At 44.5% G+C, this 18,230-nt stretch carries 12 protein-coding genes and 1 pseudogene; 7 read left to right on the forward strand and 6 right to left on the reverse strand.

Going from position 1 to position 18,230, the window contains the following annotated elements; genetic code table 11:
• Window positions 1-106 precede the first annotated feature (106 nt).
• The 3 genes from JGK11_RS12390 (at window position 107) to JGK11_RS12400 (ending at window position 7,762) form a co-directional block, all read left to right on the forward strand.
• Entirely contained in the window at window positions 107-2,848 is a 2,742-nt protein-coding gene (locus JGK11_RS12390) for a filamentous hemagglutinin N-terminal domain-containing protein (RefSeq protein ID WP_293211863.1), read from the forward strand.
• A complete protein-coding gene (locus JGK11_RS12395) occupies window positions 2,838-4,787 on the forward strand; it encodes a ShlB/FhaC/HecB family hemolysin secretion/activation protein (protein ID WP_293211865.1) in 1,950 nt (649 codons plus the stop codon). Before JGK11_RS12390 ends, JGK11_RS12395 begins: the two co-directional genes overlap by 11 nt.
• Window positions 4,788-4,963: 176 nt before the next feature.
• Window positions 4,964-7,762 carry a CHAT domain-containing protein gene (locus JGK11_RS12400; protein ID WP_293211868.1) on the forward strand — a complete coding sequence of 933 codons (2,799 nt, stop codon included), beginning with the start codon at window positions 4,964-4,966 and terminating at the stop codon, window positions 7,760-7,762.
• A 74-nt stretch (window positions 7,763-7,836) separates the two neighbouring features.
• Here JGK11_RS12400 and JGK11_RS12405 read toward each other — a convergent pair whose 3' ends face one another.
• Genes JGK11_RS12405 through JGK11_RS12420 form a run of 4 tightly spaced genes read right to left on the reverse strand, consistent with a single transcriptional unit; the run spans window position 7,837 to window position 14,078 of the window.
• Window positions 7,837-8,559, reverse strand: coding sequence for a DUF928 domain-containing protein (locus tag JGK11_RS12405; RefSeq protein WP_293191351.1), 723 nt, complete (start codon window positions 8,557-8,559; stop codon window positions 7,837-7,839).
• 21 nt (window positions 8,560-8,580) lie between these two features.
• The gene (locus JGK11_RS12410; protein ID WP_293207477.1) at window positions 8,581-10,914 is read right to left on the reverse strand and encodes a CHASE2 domain-containing protein; all 2,334 of its coding nucleotides are present in this window, start codon (window positions 10,912-10,914) and stop codon (window positions 8,581-8,583) included.
• A 29-nt stretch (window positions 10,915-10,943) separates the two neighbouring features.
• Window positions 10,944-12,419, reverse strand: coding sequence for a DUF1822 family protein (locus JGK11_RS12415; RefSeq protein ID WP_293211871.1), 1,476 nt, complete (start codon window positions 12,417-12,419; stop codon window positions 10,944-10,946).
• A 3-nt stretch (window positions 12,420-12,422) separates the two neighbouring features.
• Window positions 12,423-14,078, reverse strand: coding sequence for a hypothetical protein (locus JGK11_RS12420; protein WP_293211874.1), 1,656 nt, complete (start codon window positions 14,076-14,078; stop codon window positions 12,423-12,425).
• 82 nt (window positions 14,079-14,160) lie between these two features.
• Between JGK11_RS12420 and JGK11_RS12425 the strand changes: the two genes are divergently transcribed.
• Window positions 14,161-14,436: a hypothetical protein gene (locus JGK11_RS12425; protein ID WP_293211877.1), complete on the forward strand. Its 276-nt coding sequence runs from the start codon at window positions 14,161-14,163 to the stop codon at window positions 14,434-14,436.
• Between the two features lie 469 nt (window positions 14,437-14,905).
• On the opposite strand, the gene JGK11_RS12430 is transcribed toward JGK11_RS12425, so the two are convergent.
• Window positions 14,906-15,046: a hypothetical protein gene (locus JGK11_RS12430; RefSeq protein ID WP_293211879.1), complete on the reverse strand. Its 141-nt coding sequence runs from the start codon at window positions 15,044-15,046 to the stop codon at window positions 14,906-14,908.
• A gap of 61 nt (window positions 15,047-15,107) precedes the next feature.
• Between JGK11_RS12430 and JGK11_RS12435 the strand changes: the two genes are divergently transcribed.
• A complete protein-coding gene (locus tag JGK11_RS12435) occupies window positions 15,108-15,524 on the forward strand; it encodes a GNAT family N-acetyltransferase (protein WP_293182976.1) in 417 nt (138 codons plus the stop codon).
• 28 nt (window positions 15,525-15,552) lie between these two features.
• Here JGK11_RS12435 and JGK11_RS12440 read toward each other — a convergent pair.
• Window positions 15,553-17,149: pseudogene (locus tag JGK11_RS12440) on the reverse strand (IS1182 family transposase).
• A gap of 88 nt (window positions 17,150-17,237) precedes the next feature.
• Here JGK11_RS12440 and JGK11_RS12445 point away from each other — a divergent pair.
• Both JGK11_RS12445 and JGK11_RS32875 read left to right on the forward strand, forming a co-directional pair.
• The gene (locus JGK11_RS12445; protein WP_293183002.1) at window positions 17,238-17,756 is read left to right on the forward strand and encodes an LD-carboxypeptidase; all 519 of its coding nucleotides are present in this window, start codon (window positions 17,238-17,240) and stop codon (window positions 17,754-17,756) included.
• A gap of 107 nt (window positions 17,757-17,863) precedes the next feature.
• Window positions 17,864-18,118: a transposase gene (locus tag JGK11_RS32875; RefSeq protein WP_363319686.1), complete on the forward strand. Its 255-nt coding sequence runs from the start codon at window positions 17,864-17,866 to the stop codon at window positions 18,116-18,118.
• Window positions 18,119-18,230: the final 112 nt, after the last annotated feature.

Genomic DNA, 18,230 nt, shown 5'->3' on the forward strand with positions numbered 1-18,230 from the left:
TAATATTTTCATCGATCGCCCGTTTTTATATCCTGCATCCCCCGTGAAAAATAAAACAAAATTAAAAATATTCTGTATTCTTTTTTACATTTGTGGTTTTCCCACTTTGGCAACTGCCCAAATTGTCCGGGATGACACTTTACCGCTCAACTCCACCGTCACCCAAAACGATAACACCTTCACCATTGAAGGCGGCACAGCAGCGGGTCGCAACCTGTTCCATAGCTTTCAGGAATTTTCCGTCCCCACTGGTGGCACAGCATTTTTCAACAACGCTGATACGATTCAAAATATTTTCACTCGCGTCACTGGCGGGTCAATTTCTAACATTGATGGCATCCTCCAAACCAACGGTAGCGCTAACCTATTTCTCCTCAACCCCAACGGCATTATTTTTGGCCCGAATGCCAGCCTGAATATCGGTGGCTCGTTTCTAGGCACTACAGCCGATCGCATCAACTTCGCTGACGGCACATCATTCAGTGCTACCAATCCCCAAACAACTCCTCTGCTAACTATCAGCATTCCGACTAGCTTGCAATTTGGTCCGAATCCCGGTCAAATTGTCGATCGCTCTGTAGCCGTTTCTGCTGTTGAAGACAGTGGCGAAGGAAATCAGAACCCCGTAGGTTTAGAAGTTTCACTCGGTCAAACTTTAGCGCTAGTGGGCGGCGACATAGCGCTTCCAGGTGGACTTTTGACAGCATCGGGAGGCCGAATCGAACTTGGCAGTGTCGGTGCTAACAGTTTAGTTGGCCTGACTTTCAATGACTCAGGTTTCGCTTTGGGATATGCAGGTGTCCGGGACTTCCAAGATATTGAATTGTCACAGGGTGCTGTTGTAAGTGCTAGCGGTGAAGGTGGCGGTACTATTCAAGTACAGGGGCGGCGGGTGGTACTGACGGAGGACTCAGGAATTCTTTCTCAGACTCGCGGCAGCCAAGACGGGGGTACGGTTTCGATTCAAGCAACACAGTTGATCGCTGAAGGTGGTGGTTATGTAGATACGACTACCTACGGGGCTGGCAGAGGTGGGAATTTATCCGTCACAGCGACAGATTCCATAGAATTGAGTGGCACTAATGCTGATGGCAATGGGCCCAGTGGCTTATTTGCTCAAGTTGATGTTGAAGAGGGGCAAACTTTACCGGCAACAGGAAATGCCGGAGATTTAACGATCGCCACCGGTCGATTAATTTTACGAGATGGGGCACAGGTAGGCTCAACTACTTTTTCAGAGGGTTCCGGGGGAAGGTTAACTGTCACTGCTTCCGAGTCTATAGAAGTGACTGGGCGATCGGCAGATGGTCAATTTTTTAGCGTTTTGGCAACTCAAACTGAGCCTGGTTCTTCTGGCAATTCACAAGATTTGACCATTTCCACCAGAGAGTTGATTTTGCGAGATGGAGGTGAAATTTCATCTTCCACCAATGGTACGGGGAATGCAGGCAATATACTCATTCAAGCGTCCGGGCAGATTGTTAAAGATCGGTCTGGAATATCGGCTTTCAGTTCAGGTAGTGGGCGCGGTGGCAATATCAGCATTGAAACAGGGCGCTTAATTGCTCAAAATGGCGGTCAGGTATTAGCAACAACTCAAGGTAGCGGGCAAGCAGGGACTTTAACTATAAATGCCACAGAATATGTTGAACTCACTGGAACGGCTACAGACGGCTCTCCCAGTGGCTTGTTCACCCAGTCCACAGGGAGAGCAATGGACTCTAATGCTGGCAATGCAGATAACCTAACCGTAACAACGAGGCGCTTAACTGTTCGGGATGGAGCTGCAATATCAGCAGATACTTTCGCAGGTGGAAAGGGAGGTTCTCTTACAGTCAATGCCTCGGAGTCTATTGAAGTGACTGGAACTTCCGGCATCGTTCCAGAGATCGTACCAGGAAGAGCTTCTCCCTTAGTCAGGATAGTCAGGGCTGATGGGCGCTTGCCCAGCCGTTTGACAGCAGCGACAACGGACACCGGAGAAGCAGGGAGTGTAACGATTAATACGGGACTGCTGAGGGTACGGGATGGGGCAAGTGTTGCTGTAGATGGGAGCAGGGGTACGGGCTCTGCCGGCAACCTGAAGGTAACAGCCAGCAACATCCGACTAGACAGAGGAACCATTACGGCAGAAACTAGATCCGGTGACTTCGGCAATATCAACCTCCAAGCGTCCAACTACTTACTGATGCGCGACAACAGCAACATTACCGTTACCGCCACCGGCGATGCTAGGGGCGGCAATATCAACATCAATACCAGAGCCTTAATTGCCGGTATCAACAGCGACATCACCGCCAATGCCGTCAACCGCGAAGCCGGCCGCGTCGAAATTACAGCCCCAGAAGGCATTTTCGGAGCCCGATCGCGCCGCCTCACAGATCCCGCCTCCAATCTCACCAGCGACATCACCGCTACCTCCCTGGCCGGCCCGCAACTCGACGGCGAGATACTCCTCAACACCCCTGAAGCAGACCCCACCCAAGGCGTGGCTAAGCTACCAGAGACGATCGCCAATCCCGACGCGATCGCCCAAATTTGTCCCAATCAACGGAAGCCGGGAGAAGACAGAACCTTTACCAGAACCGGGCGCGGGTTGCCTGCCAATCCAGGGGAAACCCTCAGCGGCGGCTCTGCAACCGTCGGTTTAGCTGACGCCGTACCGCCTGTCGAAGGGCGATCGAGAACTGCCGCACCCCAGCAAGCGGTTCGCCCCGCTTCTCGCCCCATCCAGGCAGCCCGAGGTTTGGCGGTTAACAGCAAAGGAGAAGTCATCTTCACTGCTTATCCTGCTGCGGTGCCGCTGCAAAGTCCCGTTATTCCCCACCCAGCCTGCGATGTTCAATAACAGAAACCGGAACAGGGGCGATCGCTGGCTGCCGTTGAGTGCGGGCTTGTTAGCAAGCAGCTTGGCGGCTTGGCCGCTGAAAGCGGAAACTCTTCTGCTGCAACCAGCAGGAGACTTGAATGCGGGCGGCCCAGACTTGACGGTTCAAGTTCCCAATCCCGCAGAACCTCTAGAACCGCAAACCACTCCTTCCCGGCAAAACCCGCAAAACCTGCCACCTACAGAGCCCTCTCCCACGCTGGAAGAAAGAAAGACTGAACCCGATTCCGATACCGGTGAAGCTTACGAATGTTCTATCCCAGTGCCGCCAGCAGATCGTCGATCGCCCGCAACTCCAACGGCAACTCCAACGCCGGAAGATAGCAAAACTGATGAGGCGATCGAGGCAATCTCGATCGCTAATTTTCGCTTCGTTGGCAATACTGTTTTTAGTCAGGAAACTCTCGATCGAGAAATTACCCGACAATTTTTAGAATTAGACAGCACTACTAATCGATTTCGAGAAGGACAAATTACTTTCGCTCAATTGCAGCAAGTAATTTCTGAAGTCACTAAGTTTTACAACCAAAGAGGATATATTAACTCTTTTGCCTACATTCCTACTACCAGCGAAGAACCAAATCAAAGATTGCAAAATAGGGGCGTTCCTGGAGAAGTTATTATTAAAATTGTCGAAGGCGGATTAGAATCAATTCGAGTCAGGAGGCGGACGGGAAGGCAACGCCTCAACCTCGATTATGTATGCAGCCGTTTGGCGATCGCATCGCAACCTTTACAAGTTTCTCGCCTGCTAGATGCTCTGCGATTGCTCGAACTCGATCCATTAATTAAAAAGATTACCGCTGAATTGATACCCGGTTCGCAGGTACACAGAAGCAGTTTAGAAGTTAAATTCGAGGAGGAACAAACTTTTAGTGTCGAAGTAGCGATCGATAACCGCCGAGCTCCAAGCGTCGGTACTGTCCGCCGCCAAGTGCAACTGAACGAAGCAAATTTATTGGGCCGGGGAGATGATTTGAGCCTTGCTTACACGAATACCGACGGCAGCAATGCTTTCGATTTAAGTTATACATTGCCCTTAAATCCGAATAACGGTACGATTAAGGTAGCAGCAGGAACAACTGCAAATCGCGTCGTCGAACCGCCTTTTGAAGATGTCGATCTCAGAGCAGCGGCGCGATATTTAGATATTACGATGCGCCAACCTTTATTGAGGACTCCCAGACAAGAATTTGCCGTCGGTTTGACTGCAACTCGGCGGGAAAGTGGCACTTCAATTTTAGGCGAAGATTTCCCCCTCTCTCCGGGAGCCGATGAAAAAGGGCGATCGCGCATTTCGGCCCTGCGATTCTTTCAGGATTGGACGGTGCGAAGTAATGAAGAATTATTAGCGTTTCGATCGCAATTTAGCTTAGGATTGAGTGCTTTTAATGCTACTGTTAACAGTGAAGCTCCTGACAGCAGATTTTTGGCATGGCGGGGACAGGCGCAGTGGGTTCGCCGTTTGGCAAGAGACACTTTTGTCTTTGCCAGCAGCGACTTGCAATTAGCAAATAGAGCGCTTTTACCTCTGGAGCAATTTGGTCTTGGAGGTTTCAATAGCGTGAGAGGCTACCGGCAGGATCTACTTTTGGGCGATAACGGAATTTCCGCATCAGCCGAGTTGCGATTTCCGATTGTTGGTAGGTCCGATCGAGGGTTAGGAGTCGTTCAAATTGCTCCTTTTATTGATGCAGGCACGGTGTGGAACAGCTCCCGTAGAGAGGATTTTGACCCTCAAACTTTGGTATCTGTGGGGGCGGGACTGCGGTGGGAAATGAGCGATCGACTTGCAGCAAGTTTTTACTGGGGCATTCCTTTAGTTGACGTGAATTCGAGGCAGAGGACATGGCAAGAAAAAGGGTTACATTTTTCAGTGCGATCGAAGTTTTCTTTTTGAAACTTGCGCGCCAAATTACAAGAAAAAATTTCAGGTTATTTGTTCTCCTATTTTTAACAGTATTGTTCTCTTTTTTAGCAACAAATGTCCGAGCTAACCAAATATTTAATGGGGAAGTAGGAAAAACAGAAATTACTCAACAAGATCGTGCAAGGACGATACAAGATCGTGTAGGAATGATACAAGTTCCTGTAGGGTTGAGTGCTACTGCCCTCCAGCAGCGAGAGGGAAGTGAATCGGAAAAGTTAGCGAGGGAACGCTATGCGGCGGGAGAATTTGAGGAAGCAGCAAAATATTGGCAGCAAGCTGCGGCGGCTTTTGAAGTTAAGGGAGATTGGTTAAATCAAGCGATCGCCCTCAGCAATCTTTCGTTAACTTACCAACAGTTTGGACGCTGGCAAGAGGCAGAAAAAGCAATAGAAAAAAGTTTGAGTTTGTTGCCGCAGGAATCAAGAGCAAATTCGCCAGCAGAATTAAGGGCGATCGCTCAGACTCTTGATATCAAAGGCAACGGGCTATCGGCTCGGGGGCAAGTCAATATTGCTTTAAAAAGTTGGCAGCAAACTGCTAGTATTTATGTTAAATTAAAGGATGAGTTCGGGTGGAAGCGCAGTTTAATTTCTCAAGTCAAAGCCATGCAAGAGTTAGGGCTTTACGAACAGGCCTGTCAAACATTAATACCCGCGATCGAGGTGGATAACAAAGGAAAATTTGCCCTGCCCGATCGAACTTGCTCGCAGTTAACCGACAGCAAAAGTTTAGATCGATTACAAGGGCTTTTACAAAAACAATTAAATCCAAATTTTAAAAGCATCCAATTAACAGGAAGTCGCCTACTCGGCGATGTTTTGAGGCAGCTTGGATTTTTAGACAATTCACAGAAGTTTTTGGCAGCAGTCGATCGAGCCATTACTCAAGAAAAATCTCCTCAAGAAAAAGCTTTGGTTTGGCTGAGTTTAGGCAATACTTACGAAGCTTTGGGGAATAGAAATCGATTTCTAGCTGAGTCTGGAGACAACAATTATATAAATTATTACTCAACTGCTTTAGATTACTATCGAAGAGCGATCGAGGTTGCTGGAACTTCCTTTATTAAAATCCAGGCAAGGTTAGATTTATTCAGCCTTTTAGTAGATCCAAAAATTGGGAATAAGATAAATCTCCGAGAAGCAGAAGAGTTGCGGTTGGCAATTTTATCTCAGTTGAGTCAGCTACCGCCGAGCCGCCATAAAATATATGGTGAAGTTAGCTTGATGAATAGCTTAGCTAACCTGAAAAATGAAGAATTAAAAGCTGCAAATAACCCACCTAATTTCAGGGCTGAAAAGTCAGAATCACTCTCTAACTACTGTTTGCCCGATTCCTTAACTGTTTCTGAAAGCTTGTCTCAAAATACTCAAGATTTATCTTGGAGAGAAATTGTAAATCTGGGAGCCCAAGCTGTCAAATTAGGTAAGGATTTAGGCGATTTAAGGGCAACAGCCTATGCTTTGGGTAATTTGGGCGGAATTTACGAACAGAAACAGCAATGGTTAGAGGCCCAACAATGTACGGAACAAGCTTTACTTTTGTCGCAAAATGTTCAGCTAAATTCGCCGGATCTTGCCTATCAGTGGCAGTGGCAATTGGGGCGGATTCGTCGGGATGGGAAAGAGAGAGATATTAAAGGTGCGATCGCGGCTTATACGGCTGCATTTAATACTTTACAGTCGGTACGCAACGATTTGCTGCCGATCGGTCGGGACGGACAGTTCGATTTTCGCGATCGGGTAGAACCAGTGTATCGCGAATTGGTAGATTTGTTGTTGCGGCGCGAGGAACCGAGTCAGGAGAATTTGAAGCAAGCCCGAAATGTCATTGAAGCCCTTCAGGTAGCTGAATTGGATAACTTTTTTAGAGATGCTTGTCTTCAGGTTAAAACTAAACAAATTGATGGGCTCGATCGAACAGCGGCAGTGATTTATCCAATTATTTTAGAAGATAGGTTAGAAATTATTGTCTCCCTACCCGATCGACTATTGCACCATCGCCCATCCGATACACCTCGCAGAAAAGTTGAGACTCTTCTGAAAAACTTGCAAGGCGAATTGAGCGAAGCAGATGCACCTGCTGAAGTTACAAAAATTTCTAAAATAATTTATGGGTGGTTAATTAAACCTTTTAATAAATATCTCGAACAATACCCTGAGTTAAGAACATTAGTATTCGTCCTAGATAGCAGCTTCCGCAATATTCCAATGAGCGTCTTATCTCATTATGATGAAGTTACTAAAAAAGAAATTTATCTAATCGAAAAATATGCTATTGCCCTAGCACCAGGGTTGCAACTCATCAGTCCTCATTCTTGGCAACCAGAAAGGTTGAAAATTTTAATTGCAGGCTTGAGTGAAGAACGGATTTTTCCTGGGAGAAAAGCTTTCCCCGCTCTTAAATATGTAGATCGGGAGTTAGGAAATATCAAACAAGAGGTTTCTAACAGCGAAAAACCGCTGATTAACCAAGATTTTATCAAAAATAGCTTAAGAGAGCAAATTAACTCTTTTCCTTCCTCAGTGATTCATATAGCAACTCATGGTGAATTCAGTTCAGATCCAGAACAAACTTTTATTGTAGCTTATGATGGCGTGATCCAGAGTAAAGAGTTAAGTGATATACTCAGCAGCAAGCGCGATCGCAAAGATAATAATATTGAATTATTGGTTTTGAGTGCTTGTAGAACAGCCAAGGGCGATCCTAGAGCTTCATTAGGGCTAGCTGGAGTCGCCGTGCGATCGGGAGCGCGCAGTACATTAGCAACATTATGGTATGTTGACGATGAGTCTACGGCGGAACTAATGGTTAAGTTCTATAATGAACTAAAAAAACCTAATGTGAATAAAGCTGAAGCGCTCCGCCAAGCCCAATTATCACTTCTAGCAAAAAAATCCGATCCCTATTATTGGGCTCCTTTTGTTATGATTGGAAATTGGTTGTAAGAATAGTCTTTTTATACCGAGGCTACCAGACACTATATAACGAGGGTAAAAAACCCGGATTTGATATAAATCTTTTAGCGAGGCAGTACCGGGCCTAGTATCTTTTCTTCCTTCAACTTTTCCAAATCTATCGCTTTCAAGATGTTCGCCCAGTCATCAGGGCGACTGCGAATTTGTGCCAAGTCAGGCATATCATACCAAAGCTGGTTAGCAATATAGATTGCAGCACGATTTTCTCTTGTTGCAGCCTGCAACTGAGCGTCAAGATTTCCTCGATCGACCCGTTTTACTAAACCTGTATGAAAAACTGCATTAGACCCCGGTAATGTTTGAGATGAACAGTAAAGTCGGAAATACCAACGATAGGTTTTATTTACCTCTAAAGGTTGTCGATCTTTGGGAAGGTTAACACTAACAATTCCCGGAGTTTCAGGTAGTTTGAAATCGATTTTGTAGACGCGATTTCCTCCTGCATCTTCTAAAGAAAAAGTTCCATAGCTGACGCTTTGACTTCTGTAGGGAACATAAAACCACAAGGTAGGGCGATCGGTAATTGTCGAGACTAAAAAATCTGGACTGTTAGGAGGTAAAAAAGGGGTAAAAGGTAAACCTGCTGTCTCTTCACAAGGCCCGCGAGTTCCTGTGGGCTTTCGATCGGTAGCTCTATCACTTACGGGTGGTTGTTGGGTTTCAGAAACTACGATACCGTTTAAATTAAGTTGCACCTGTCCCAAAACTAAGCAGTTTGTCACGTTAATAACCGCCAGCGTCCAAGCGCAGGTGAACAGAGTTTTCATATAGGTATCCTGTAGGAGCTGCTATGAGTCTTTCCTAGCATTGTAGACTATTAAACATCCGCTAGCACCTAACAAAGCAAATCCTGATGGTACGAGGGGTAGCACGCATCCTGATTTCAGCAAGCTAAACCCGCAGCTCCCAGATAAAATAATGAGTAGCGCTCCTTGAGCTAATCCTAAATGCAGTCGTGATTGAAGGTGGATAGCACAAAAACCCCCCACCACAGACCAAAGCAAAATCAAAACAGTATCACCCCACTGAGGTAAAAACCACATCAGGGGTATGCGATCCTCAACGGCAGTAATAATTTGACTGACCCTCTGAGCTAAAAACATTAAGCTAGGAATCTCTTGGTTGTAAGGTGTGTTATGGTTTGCGTTGTTTCTAGTTGGATCTGTAACACCAATTAAAACAATTTTATCCTTGATATCAGATGGATTGACCTGCTCGTTGAGAATTTGCATCAGAGTTACTCGCTCAGCAATGTCAATGAGCGATCGGCGCGATCGATAATTCAAGATTATTTGAAATCCACCTAAGTTTTCTTTTTGATAAAAACCTCGATCTGTTTCTAAATTTTTGAAATCAGTTTTGCCGATTTTCCAATAATTTTCTCGAAACTCGACTGGCAGCTTGGAACTCCGATCGGCAGTATTATTCGGTTGGTTTTGCAAATAGTGTAAAGCTAGTTGAAAACTTAGCGAAGATGAGGTTTTGCACTGAGAAGACGGGTAGGGCTTCATAGCCAATAAATGTCTCCGGATCGCGCGATCGGAATCTTCTACAATATCCCCAAATCCAGGACGAGCGTCGGGCAGACCGGGAGGCGGTGCAACCCCTTCTAGAAATTTATCCCAAGGAAACATACATATAGGAATTACCCGCTCGTGCTGCTGTAAGTATTTAATTAAATCATCACGTCCTTGTGCTTGTGGAACATCTCTATAAATATCCAAGCCAATAGTTCGCGGTTGGTGCTTATTTAATTTTTCTAAAACCCGAACTATTGTTTTATCGTGTAAGGGATATTCATTATTTAATTGCTTAAAATCATCGGCAGTAACTTCAACAATTAATAAGCGGGAATCCAGCCCTTTATCCGGCATTATCTGTGCGATTCGATCGAAAGCTGTTTTTTCTAAAGGTTCTAACAATCCTAGCGATCGCACTCCCACGACTGTGCCTGTGACTAACACGCTAGCTACCAATACAGTCCGAAGGTTGCGCCAAATCGAAACACGCTGACGCTCTTCCTCATTTCCCTTCAGCAACTCATCCCAACTTGGAGGCTCAACAGCAGGGTGTTCGTAAACCATCGGCAGCCAACTAGCACAGGGATAATCACCATCCATCATCCCGTGTAGGCTTTCTCGCGCCTTCCTAACAGAGTCCCGCAAAGGCTTCTTTTCTCTAGCAAATGCCTCTAGAAAATATTCCAAAAACTTCTGAGCGACTTCATCCGGCACTCGCTCTCGCATGGCAATTACAGCAGGAATTTGCAGCGAAGCTAGTTCGTTGACTAATCCCATGCCGTCACAAGAATTAAAAATTGCTAATTTCAACCCGTGCTTAATCGCATTTTGTAAACCATACTTTAAATCTTCAATTGCTATGCTTTCAGTTTCACTGAGAGCAAGCTTGCCCTGGCTGTAATCTGAATTGCTAGAGCTATGACCTGCGAAAAATAAAATGTCCCAATTGCGCTTCCATAACTGTTCGTTGAGCTGGGTGCTGCGAATAGCTATTACAGCCTCTATCTCGGCATCCCTTTCAATTAACGATTTCCAATACTCTAAATCTGCCTGAAGGTTTATGTCTGTATGTCCTCCCAAAACTACCAGAATTCTGACCTTATTTTTAGAGTTAGTTGGTTGGTAATTACCAAGTGTATTAGTTAACCTGCTGAAACTAGGCTCAATTTTCAATTCGTCAAGTTTATCCCAGAGGTGCCAAGGCAAACCCCAGAAATAAATATCATCTGTTTGAATCATCAATCTGACATTGCCTTTCTCAGCACTCAATACTTGTAATAACTTATCCCTGACAGACTGAAAAAGACTGTCCCCAGAATTCAACCAAGTATTAATACGCGCCTTCACTTGAACCGCTAATTCTTGAACCGAACTTTTGGTAATTTGCCCTTTTTTATGTTCTAATTTGCGATAACAACCAAAACCGCGTACAGTCCGCTCTAATCGCAAATCCTCATAGGCTTTCAGAAAATCTTTAGCCGGTGGCAACCGCCCCCTACTTTCAGCCATAGCCGAGTGAATGCTATCGCCAATTCTTAGGGCGACAGGATAGCGCTGCTCGCTGTCAACATCCCCTATTTCCAAGATTACGAGTTTGCTCATAGCTTTTGACCTTCCAAATACCGATCGAGTTAAATAGTAAAATCTTCTGTGACGCTAACTTGCTGCAAAGCAACCTTCACCTGAAAATAATCGCCGAGATCCGCCGTAAATTCATATTCAAGGCTATCATTAACCATATCCGTGCGTTCTTCCCCGAAAATTTCGCCTCCTTCATCTAAGACAAGAAGTTCGAGATTTGGTGGCAGAGTTTGCGATCGCACGGGGCTTACTCGCAAGTGAACGTTCGTTTTATCGCTTCCTTCCGGAAACAGCGTCACTACCAGCACGACGCGCTCGGTATCAAGTCGCATTTCCAAATTAATAATCTTACCAACTCTCAAACCCGCACTGGCATTTTTAGGGTCAATTTTTCCCAAACTCACAGCCGCTTGACGGCGCAAGATATCATCTTGAGTTGTTTGTAACAAATCAGTCAATGCTGCGATCGCCTCCGCATTTCCCGGTTCGACGCGACCTAATAATTCGGCGACCCGCCATTGATTCCCTTTATTGCGCTTATCCTTCAACAGTTCAATCAGCGTGGGAATTTTATTATGGCTGCTAGAATAACCGTCCCGATACCTCTGATTTCCTTCTAGAGCATAAACCAAATTAGGCTCTAAAGTTCCTAATTTTTCTACTATTCCCTCCACTGTCTGCCATCCTTCGTGCAAATAACTCTTGACCCGGTGAACTAAATTTTCTCGATCTTGAGTGGAGAAAATTAATCCGCTTGCTACCTCCTTTTTCTCCAAAATCCCTAAACGCTTTCCATACAACAATTGTCTCAATTCATCATTTGCCAAAAATGCAGCCCACTGCTCAAATGTAACTCTCAGTCGGGGAGAATATATTGATGAATCGCTCAAAAGCTGTAATAATTTTGCAGCCTCTCCTTCAGATAAACTTGGCAATGGTGAAACTTCTTGTTGCAAGTTTAACCCAAAAGTAAGTTGCATCACCGTAAGGGATTCTGTTAACTCCTCGATCGCTAAACAATAAGTCCGATCGCCCGCATTGTATCTGCCGTCATTCTTTAGCTGGCGGTGCGTCGCAAAGCCGCATAACTCTATCCAACACTCACCATCATCCCCATCTAAATTCACTTGTACGGGGAGATAATAGTCAGCACTCCAGTTAGGAATATCCACCCATTCCTGCGGTACGCAAAACTCTTCTAACTCTCCCTCATCACTGGGAATTAACACCAACCTAGTCTCGCCAATTTGAAATGCAGTACCATTCACCACTTCCCAAATACTAGCAATATCCTGACCGTGCCAGACTGAAGGTTGAGGGAATGCTTCTTCTGCCAGCCATTCCGATAACCAGTTCAAGAATGTTTTTAAACAAACACCATTGAGATAAGCATTGTAGCGCGAAATCGGATTAGAATGATGTTGGGCTTGGTGCCATACAAATTCTCGATCGGCTTCGTTAATTGTCAATTGCAAACGGTCAGACTCATGAAAAGCAAGAGGTTGTAATTGGTTGAATTCAAACATTTTTTATTCTCCTTTTTTAAAAGTAGTTAAAGTTTCCAGGAATTGTTGAACGATCGCATCAATAACTTGAGAGCTAACTTCGCAATTTATCGATAAATTCAGAGCGCGACAAGCAGCTAAAAATCGAGGTTTATAAAACTGCACTAGCCATTTTTCGACATACTCCGTCTCCCAAACATTCAGCAATTTTATCAATTTTGCCAGTAATTTATGCTGGGCTTTAGAGATTGTAGCAGCTAGCTCTAATAAATTCATGCCCAGCCGATCGGCAATGTTTTCTTCTGCTAGCTCCTGGCCGTACCGCAGCCGCAAAACTTCTTGCTGTTGAGAGTCAAGTTCCCCGATCGCTTGAACTAATGCGGCTGGTATGTACTCGGATGTATGGGGCGCACGGAAGTCTTTCTTCAGCCATCCAACTACATACTCAGCAACCCATTGATGGGGTTCGGACAAGTTTCCCAATGTTTCTAATAGTTGAATTTTCATTCTTTTGACTTTTCTCGAAATAGATGTTTGGTCTACCCCTAGTCGAATTTCTAGTTCTTTTTGCTTGAATCCGGCACCGTAATAAAGTAATAGTATTTTATGCTGCTCTGGTTGAAAAGTTTCTAACTTTTCGCGAAAAGCCGAGTCAAGTAGGCGGTAATTTTTCCATGCTTGGTTATCCGTACTTTCTATTTCATAGATAGGTGGTTTTCCCACATCTGGTTCACCCAACAATTTGTCACGTTCTCCCTCTGGAAGCTCTTCTAAATATTGTGGATAATTGATGAAATTGGGGTAATTTTGTAACGCAAGAATGCACCTTTTCATCCAATCTTGCATTTTCTCTGCGCTGATGTTTCCTCCCGCCGAGACTTCATGTGGCGCTGAAGGCAGAAACTTTTCTGCATTGTAACATTTCGCTGCTGCCTGAAAATCTTCAATGTCAGCATCCAGCCATTTTTGCCCTCTTTGCCGAATTGCAGGATTATTAACCTTATTAAAGTAATAAACTTGTTTAAAGTATTTCCGTGCAAATTTAATTTGAGAAATATCGGGTTCTCGATATCCAGCTCTTTCCAGAGCTTGCTGAAGATCTGGATCGCTTTTTTTAGCTAGCAGCCGCCAGCGCGAGAACTTACCGATACCTAATTCAGATCTGATAAATTTTATTAAACTTTGCTTAACGTATGTATCTAAAGAGGTCTGATGAGAAATATTATAGGACTTTAAAAGCCTCAAAAGATTGTCAAAATTGTAAATAAAAACGCGAGGACAGTAGAGATATTCCTCCCAAGGGCGAACTTTTGACTGCGACCATACTTCAATAGCAGCATAGTAGCAGCTTTTTTCAAAGTAACTAGCTAAGTGTTCTAAAGCTAGTCTTTTCCTATTGTTTGGTTCCCAGTTTTCGGCAATCTGCGATGGAGCATCAATCGCTATCTGCCTCCAAAATTCGGCTATATTTTTACTTCGATCGGGCTGGCTGCACAACTGTGAAAGTTCCTGATTTCGTTCTTGGTATAACTCAAAGTTGCGTTTCAGTTCCGCAGAATTTTGCCACCGAATCGCAGAGCGACTGTTGTAGCTTGCCAGCACGAAATACGTAAAAAAACTCTCGCCGTTATCTCGACGATAGGGCAATTTGGGCATACTTTCCTGAGAAGGGTTGGGCATCTTAGCTGATTCTCGAATAACAACAAAGGAAAAATTGATCCGGGATTTTTTAGTTGAAACTTGACTTGCCTAGTTGGAAGCTATGCCTGAGCTCGGGCAGCTACTCCATCGCAGACTGTTCGCCGGTAAGGGGTTGGAGATGCTGCTGGGTGGCAGCAGGAAAGGTGCGATCGATTTGAGCATAGAGGCTGCAAGAGAACTGGGGTTGGAGATGTTGCTGGGTGGCAGCAGAAAAGGTGCGATCGATTTGAGCATAGAGGCTGCAAGAGAACTTTGGAAGCTTACTACTTACTTATTGGCACCGCCAGCCGACAATTATGCAGGTGGCTTTGAGTTGGAGACGCAGAATTGTTTCTGAGGAAGGCACTAGGACATCAGTCCAGTAGAACCTGCTGCATTAGGTCCCGACGAATTTTTTGTCGGGCGTCGAACGCTGAAACAACCTTTTTTCGTTGAGAATCATTCTACTGGACTGGCGTTCCAGCAGTGTATCTATTGCTTGCCCCCGTGCTGAGGCTGAAAGTGGGGCTGGTGTCTAACTCTTGAGACATAACTGCTTGAGTTGGAGTTACGACAGGCGAACTTCCCGACGCTTTTCTCCAAAAGTGGGGCGCTAGATCTCACAGGTAGTCCCAGAAGAGCTAGCTGATTGCCTCGGTTATTGCATTGTCCTGCGATCGACCGCGATCGCCCTTCGGTTCAGGAGCGCGATCGTCTCTAGCCGCCAGCTAGCTCGATCGCTCTTGCTTATTCGTCTCTTGCTTGTTCAATTGAACGACTATCGAGCAATTTGCAGAAATTTGCAGACATAATTTTGAACATTTTAGCTAAAAAATAGCCTCAACTTCAGAGATAAATTTACGCTGATTGTCTAAGATGTTGATAACTACGAAAATTGCCGATCGCACAAATTTATTTGCATATTTTTGAACTATGGCATTTCTTTTCTGTAGATTACTATCTGGCATTGCCCTATTCTGGAAACACAAATGTCAGGACGTGAAATCTCAAACTGTATGGAGATAAGGGATGAAAGACACTTTGGACATAAAAGTCCGCAGAGGTGAGGTATCAGATGGAGAAATCCTGTGCTACTTGATTAACGCTTTAGCAGATAATCAAGCATTGCCAAGGCCTGATCCTGAAGCACGTCTTCGCCTGAAATTTCAGGCTTTTGACCCCTCCGCATCTTTTAATACGTGGTTAGCGGAAGTTGATGGTAAACCAGTTGGTTATGCTGTAACATTCTACACCTATTCCACTGTTTTAGCCTTACCATCCTTACATTTAGAAGATATTTTTGTGTTGCCGGAGTATCGCTTACTTGGAGTAGGAAAAGCGCTGTTTGCTCATTGCGCCAAGATAGCGCTGGAACGGAACTGCGGTCGAATCGAGTGGCTAGTATTGCACTCGAACACGCCAGCTAGGGCGTCGGTTCAGTATTAGGAGTTGACAAAAAAAGGACTTTATGAAATTAGCCAGTGCATGAGTTCGACTCTATGCCTGGTGTAATTGGCCGAACCTTATCCATTCGAGCAATGACATGAAGATTATGGACAACAGCGACTCGCCGTAGATCGAAGAGATTTTTCCGCAGTCCAATATAGCGAGCACGGTTCCCCTGCCAATGCCCAATATGAGCCAGAGAGTGTTCAACTGTAGTACGTTTTCTTAAGTCTATTCGACCAATAGCAGTGGATTGACGCGCTCGCAACTCTTGCATTAAGGCTTCATCAGGATGAATTGATACAGTCCGTCCTCTTTTACTATTCGTGCAACCAGCTCTGTGAGGACAAATTGCACATTCATTCTGAGGAAAATGAACAATCTTTCCGGGTTCAAATGGGATACTTACCTGATTGGGACAGCTAATTAAATGCGTATCCCAGTCAAGAAAAAAAGAATTTTTATCAAACCGTCCAGAATTTTTGACCGGCCACGCCTTGCAAAATATCTGTAATTTATCATCCCGTTGTGTCACCCAATGACTGGATAAATAAGCCCGATCAATATGTAACTCAGCTAGGTGAATATTTTGAAATTTTAAGTCACGTTCTAGGTCAATTGTAGCAGCAGATTCTGGAGTATTGGCGCGTGTCAACGCCACCGCACAAACTACACCACTCTCTAAATCTTTGAGGATGTGGCGTTTATATCCATCTATTTTCTTAGACTTGCTTTTCCGTCCATGTCGCATATCTGGGTCTTCAATAGAAATGCGACGGTATGAGGCTACTCCTTTGCTTAAACTCGGAACGCCTTGTGAGTCGAAAGTTACATTTTGGGATTTAATCACTCGGGCAACATCCAGAGTCTCTTGGACTACTTCAAATTCATCACTATCAGACTGGCTTTGCATCCATTCTTCCACTGAATCTAAGCTACTTAGGATAATTAAGAGTGCATTTTGACGTTCTCCTGGGTCATCCCAGTTTAAGTTATGTGGCTGTTTTTAAGCTGGAACTATTAAGGATGGGTGCACCTGCTTCCAGGGCAATTTCTGCTGGCTCCCGCCCCTGCACAGCAGCTATCATACTCACCGCCTTACGTAAAGCATGACCCAAGAGATTATATGTATCTTCGACTTTACCGGCTCCCCATAACGGGGAAGAATCTAAAGCCGCTTTGAGTTGACATGAGCCAAATCCACCTTTTTGTTTGGCAATTTCTACGGTGCGGTCAATTAAACGTTGGTCTAGTTCTTTTTTAATTAAGCGATTTCTGAATCTCACCAAAGTGGCTTTGCTAAAAGGGGGAGTTTCACAATTGAGACAATCGAGAACTAACTGCCAACGTTGATCCATGAGCATTTCTTCAATTACTTCATCATCAGAAATGCCTAAGTAGGCTTGCAAAATAATTGCCAGAGCAATTTGTGCAGGAGGAACTGGACCCTGACCTACTGTGCTGTCTTTAAAGATTGTAGCAAGTTCTTGTTGAAACTCATCATTAAATATGAATGAACGGTTCAGTCGAAGAAACGTGAATAACTTGGCTCGTTTAATCCGTTTGATAATCAACGCTTCTGTTGCTGAGAGTTCAATTGGAGGATGCCATAAGTGAGGGCGCATAAGGTTTCTTACTTCTTTCTGATTGTGAGAATTTAACAGGCTTTTCAATTCACATATCATTTCCAGTTTTTTTTGTCAACTCCTAATACTGAACCGACGCCCTAGGTATCCGAAACCTTTTATTGGCATGAGTGACATTACCACTCTATGCTGGAATCTTTGGCAAAAGGCTAACATCCCGACCATTTATGGTCTAAATTTGCGCCATTTTGCTGAAGATACACAGCTATCCGAGTTTGGGCAATTTCAAAAAACACTAGCAAGTTCCCAGGAGTTTTCCGGGTTCACGCGAAAGCCAATCCAAGAATTCCAAGTTTACCGTTCAGGACGTATGTCTGGACTTTTAGTAGGAGGTAATTTAGCTGTGATGTGCTGGCTATTAGGTACGGCTTTTGCTCCTGAAATTCCCAACGGAGCAATTTTGTTTTTAGAAGACGACATTGAAACCAACGGCTACTATTGGCAAATGTATTTAACCCATCTCAAGCAAGCTGGTGTATTTGAAAAAATCAGCGGTTTAGTTTTTGGTCAAGTGGATAAGGGTACTGTATTTCAGCCGAAATCGTCCTTTAAAGAGATTTTAGACATTGTTATAGAATCCATTTGATATCTTTTTAGCGATCGCGTAGAATCAAGGCAGAGTAGGTAAATTCAAGTAAATTGGGGCGCAAAATGGGGTATTCAAGCGATTTGACAGACTCATAGTGGGAAATTATCGAGCCATTATTACCCCAAAAAAAGAAAACTAGACCTCTGGTGTGGACAAAGCGACAAATCTTGAATGCCATATTTTATCAGCTCAAAAACGGTTGTAATTGGGCTGACTTGCCCAGAGATCTACCACCATATTCAACTGTTTTCTGGCACTATCAGAATTTGTGCGAAGAGGGTGCTATCGATCAAATTATGACCAAATTACATCAGAAAGCACGCGAACAAGTCAAAAAAAACCAGAGTGGACAACCCTGATCATGATTGACTCTCAAGCGGTGAAAAACACGCTTTTATGCCAGTATTGAGTCGAAAGGGTTTTGTTTTTACAAATGCACAAATGGCATCAAAAGACATCTAGCAGTGGACA

Source organism: Microcoleus sp. PH2017_34_RAT_O_A, assembly GCF_020737885.1.
Lineage (GTDB): Bacteria > Cyanobacteriota > Cyanobacteriia > Cyanobacteriales > Microcoleaceae > Microcoleus.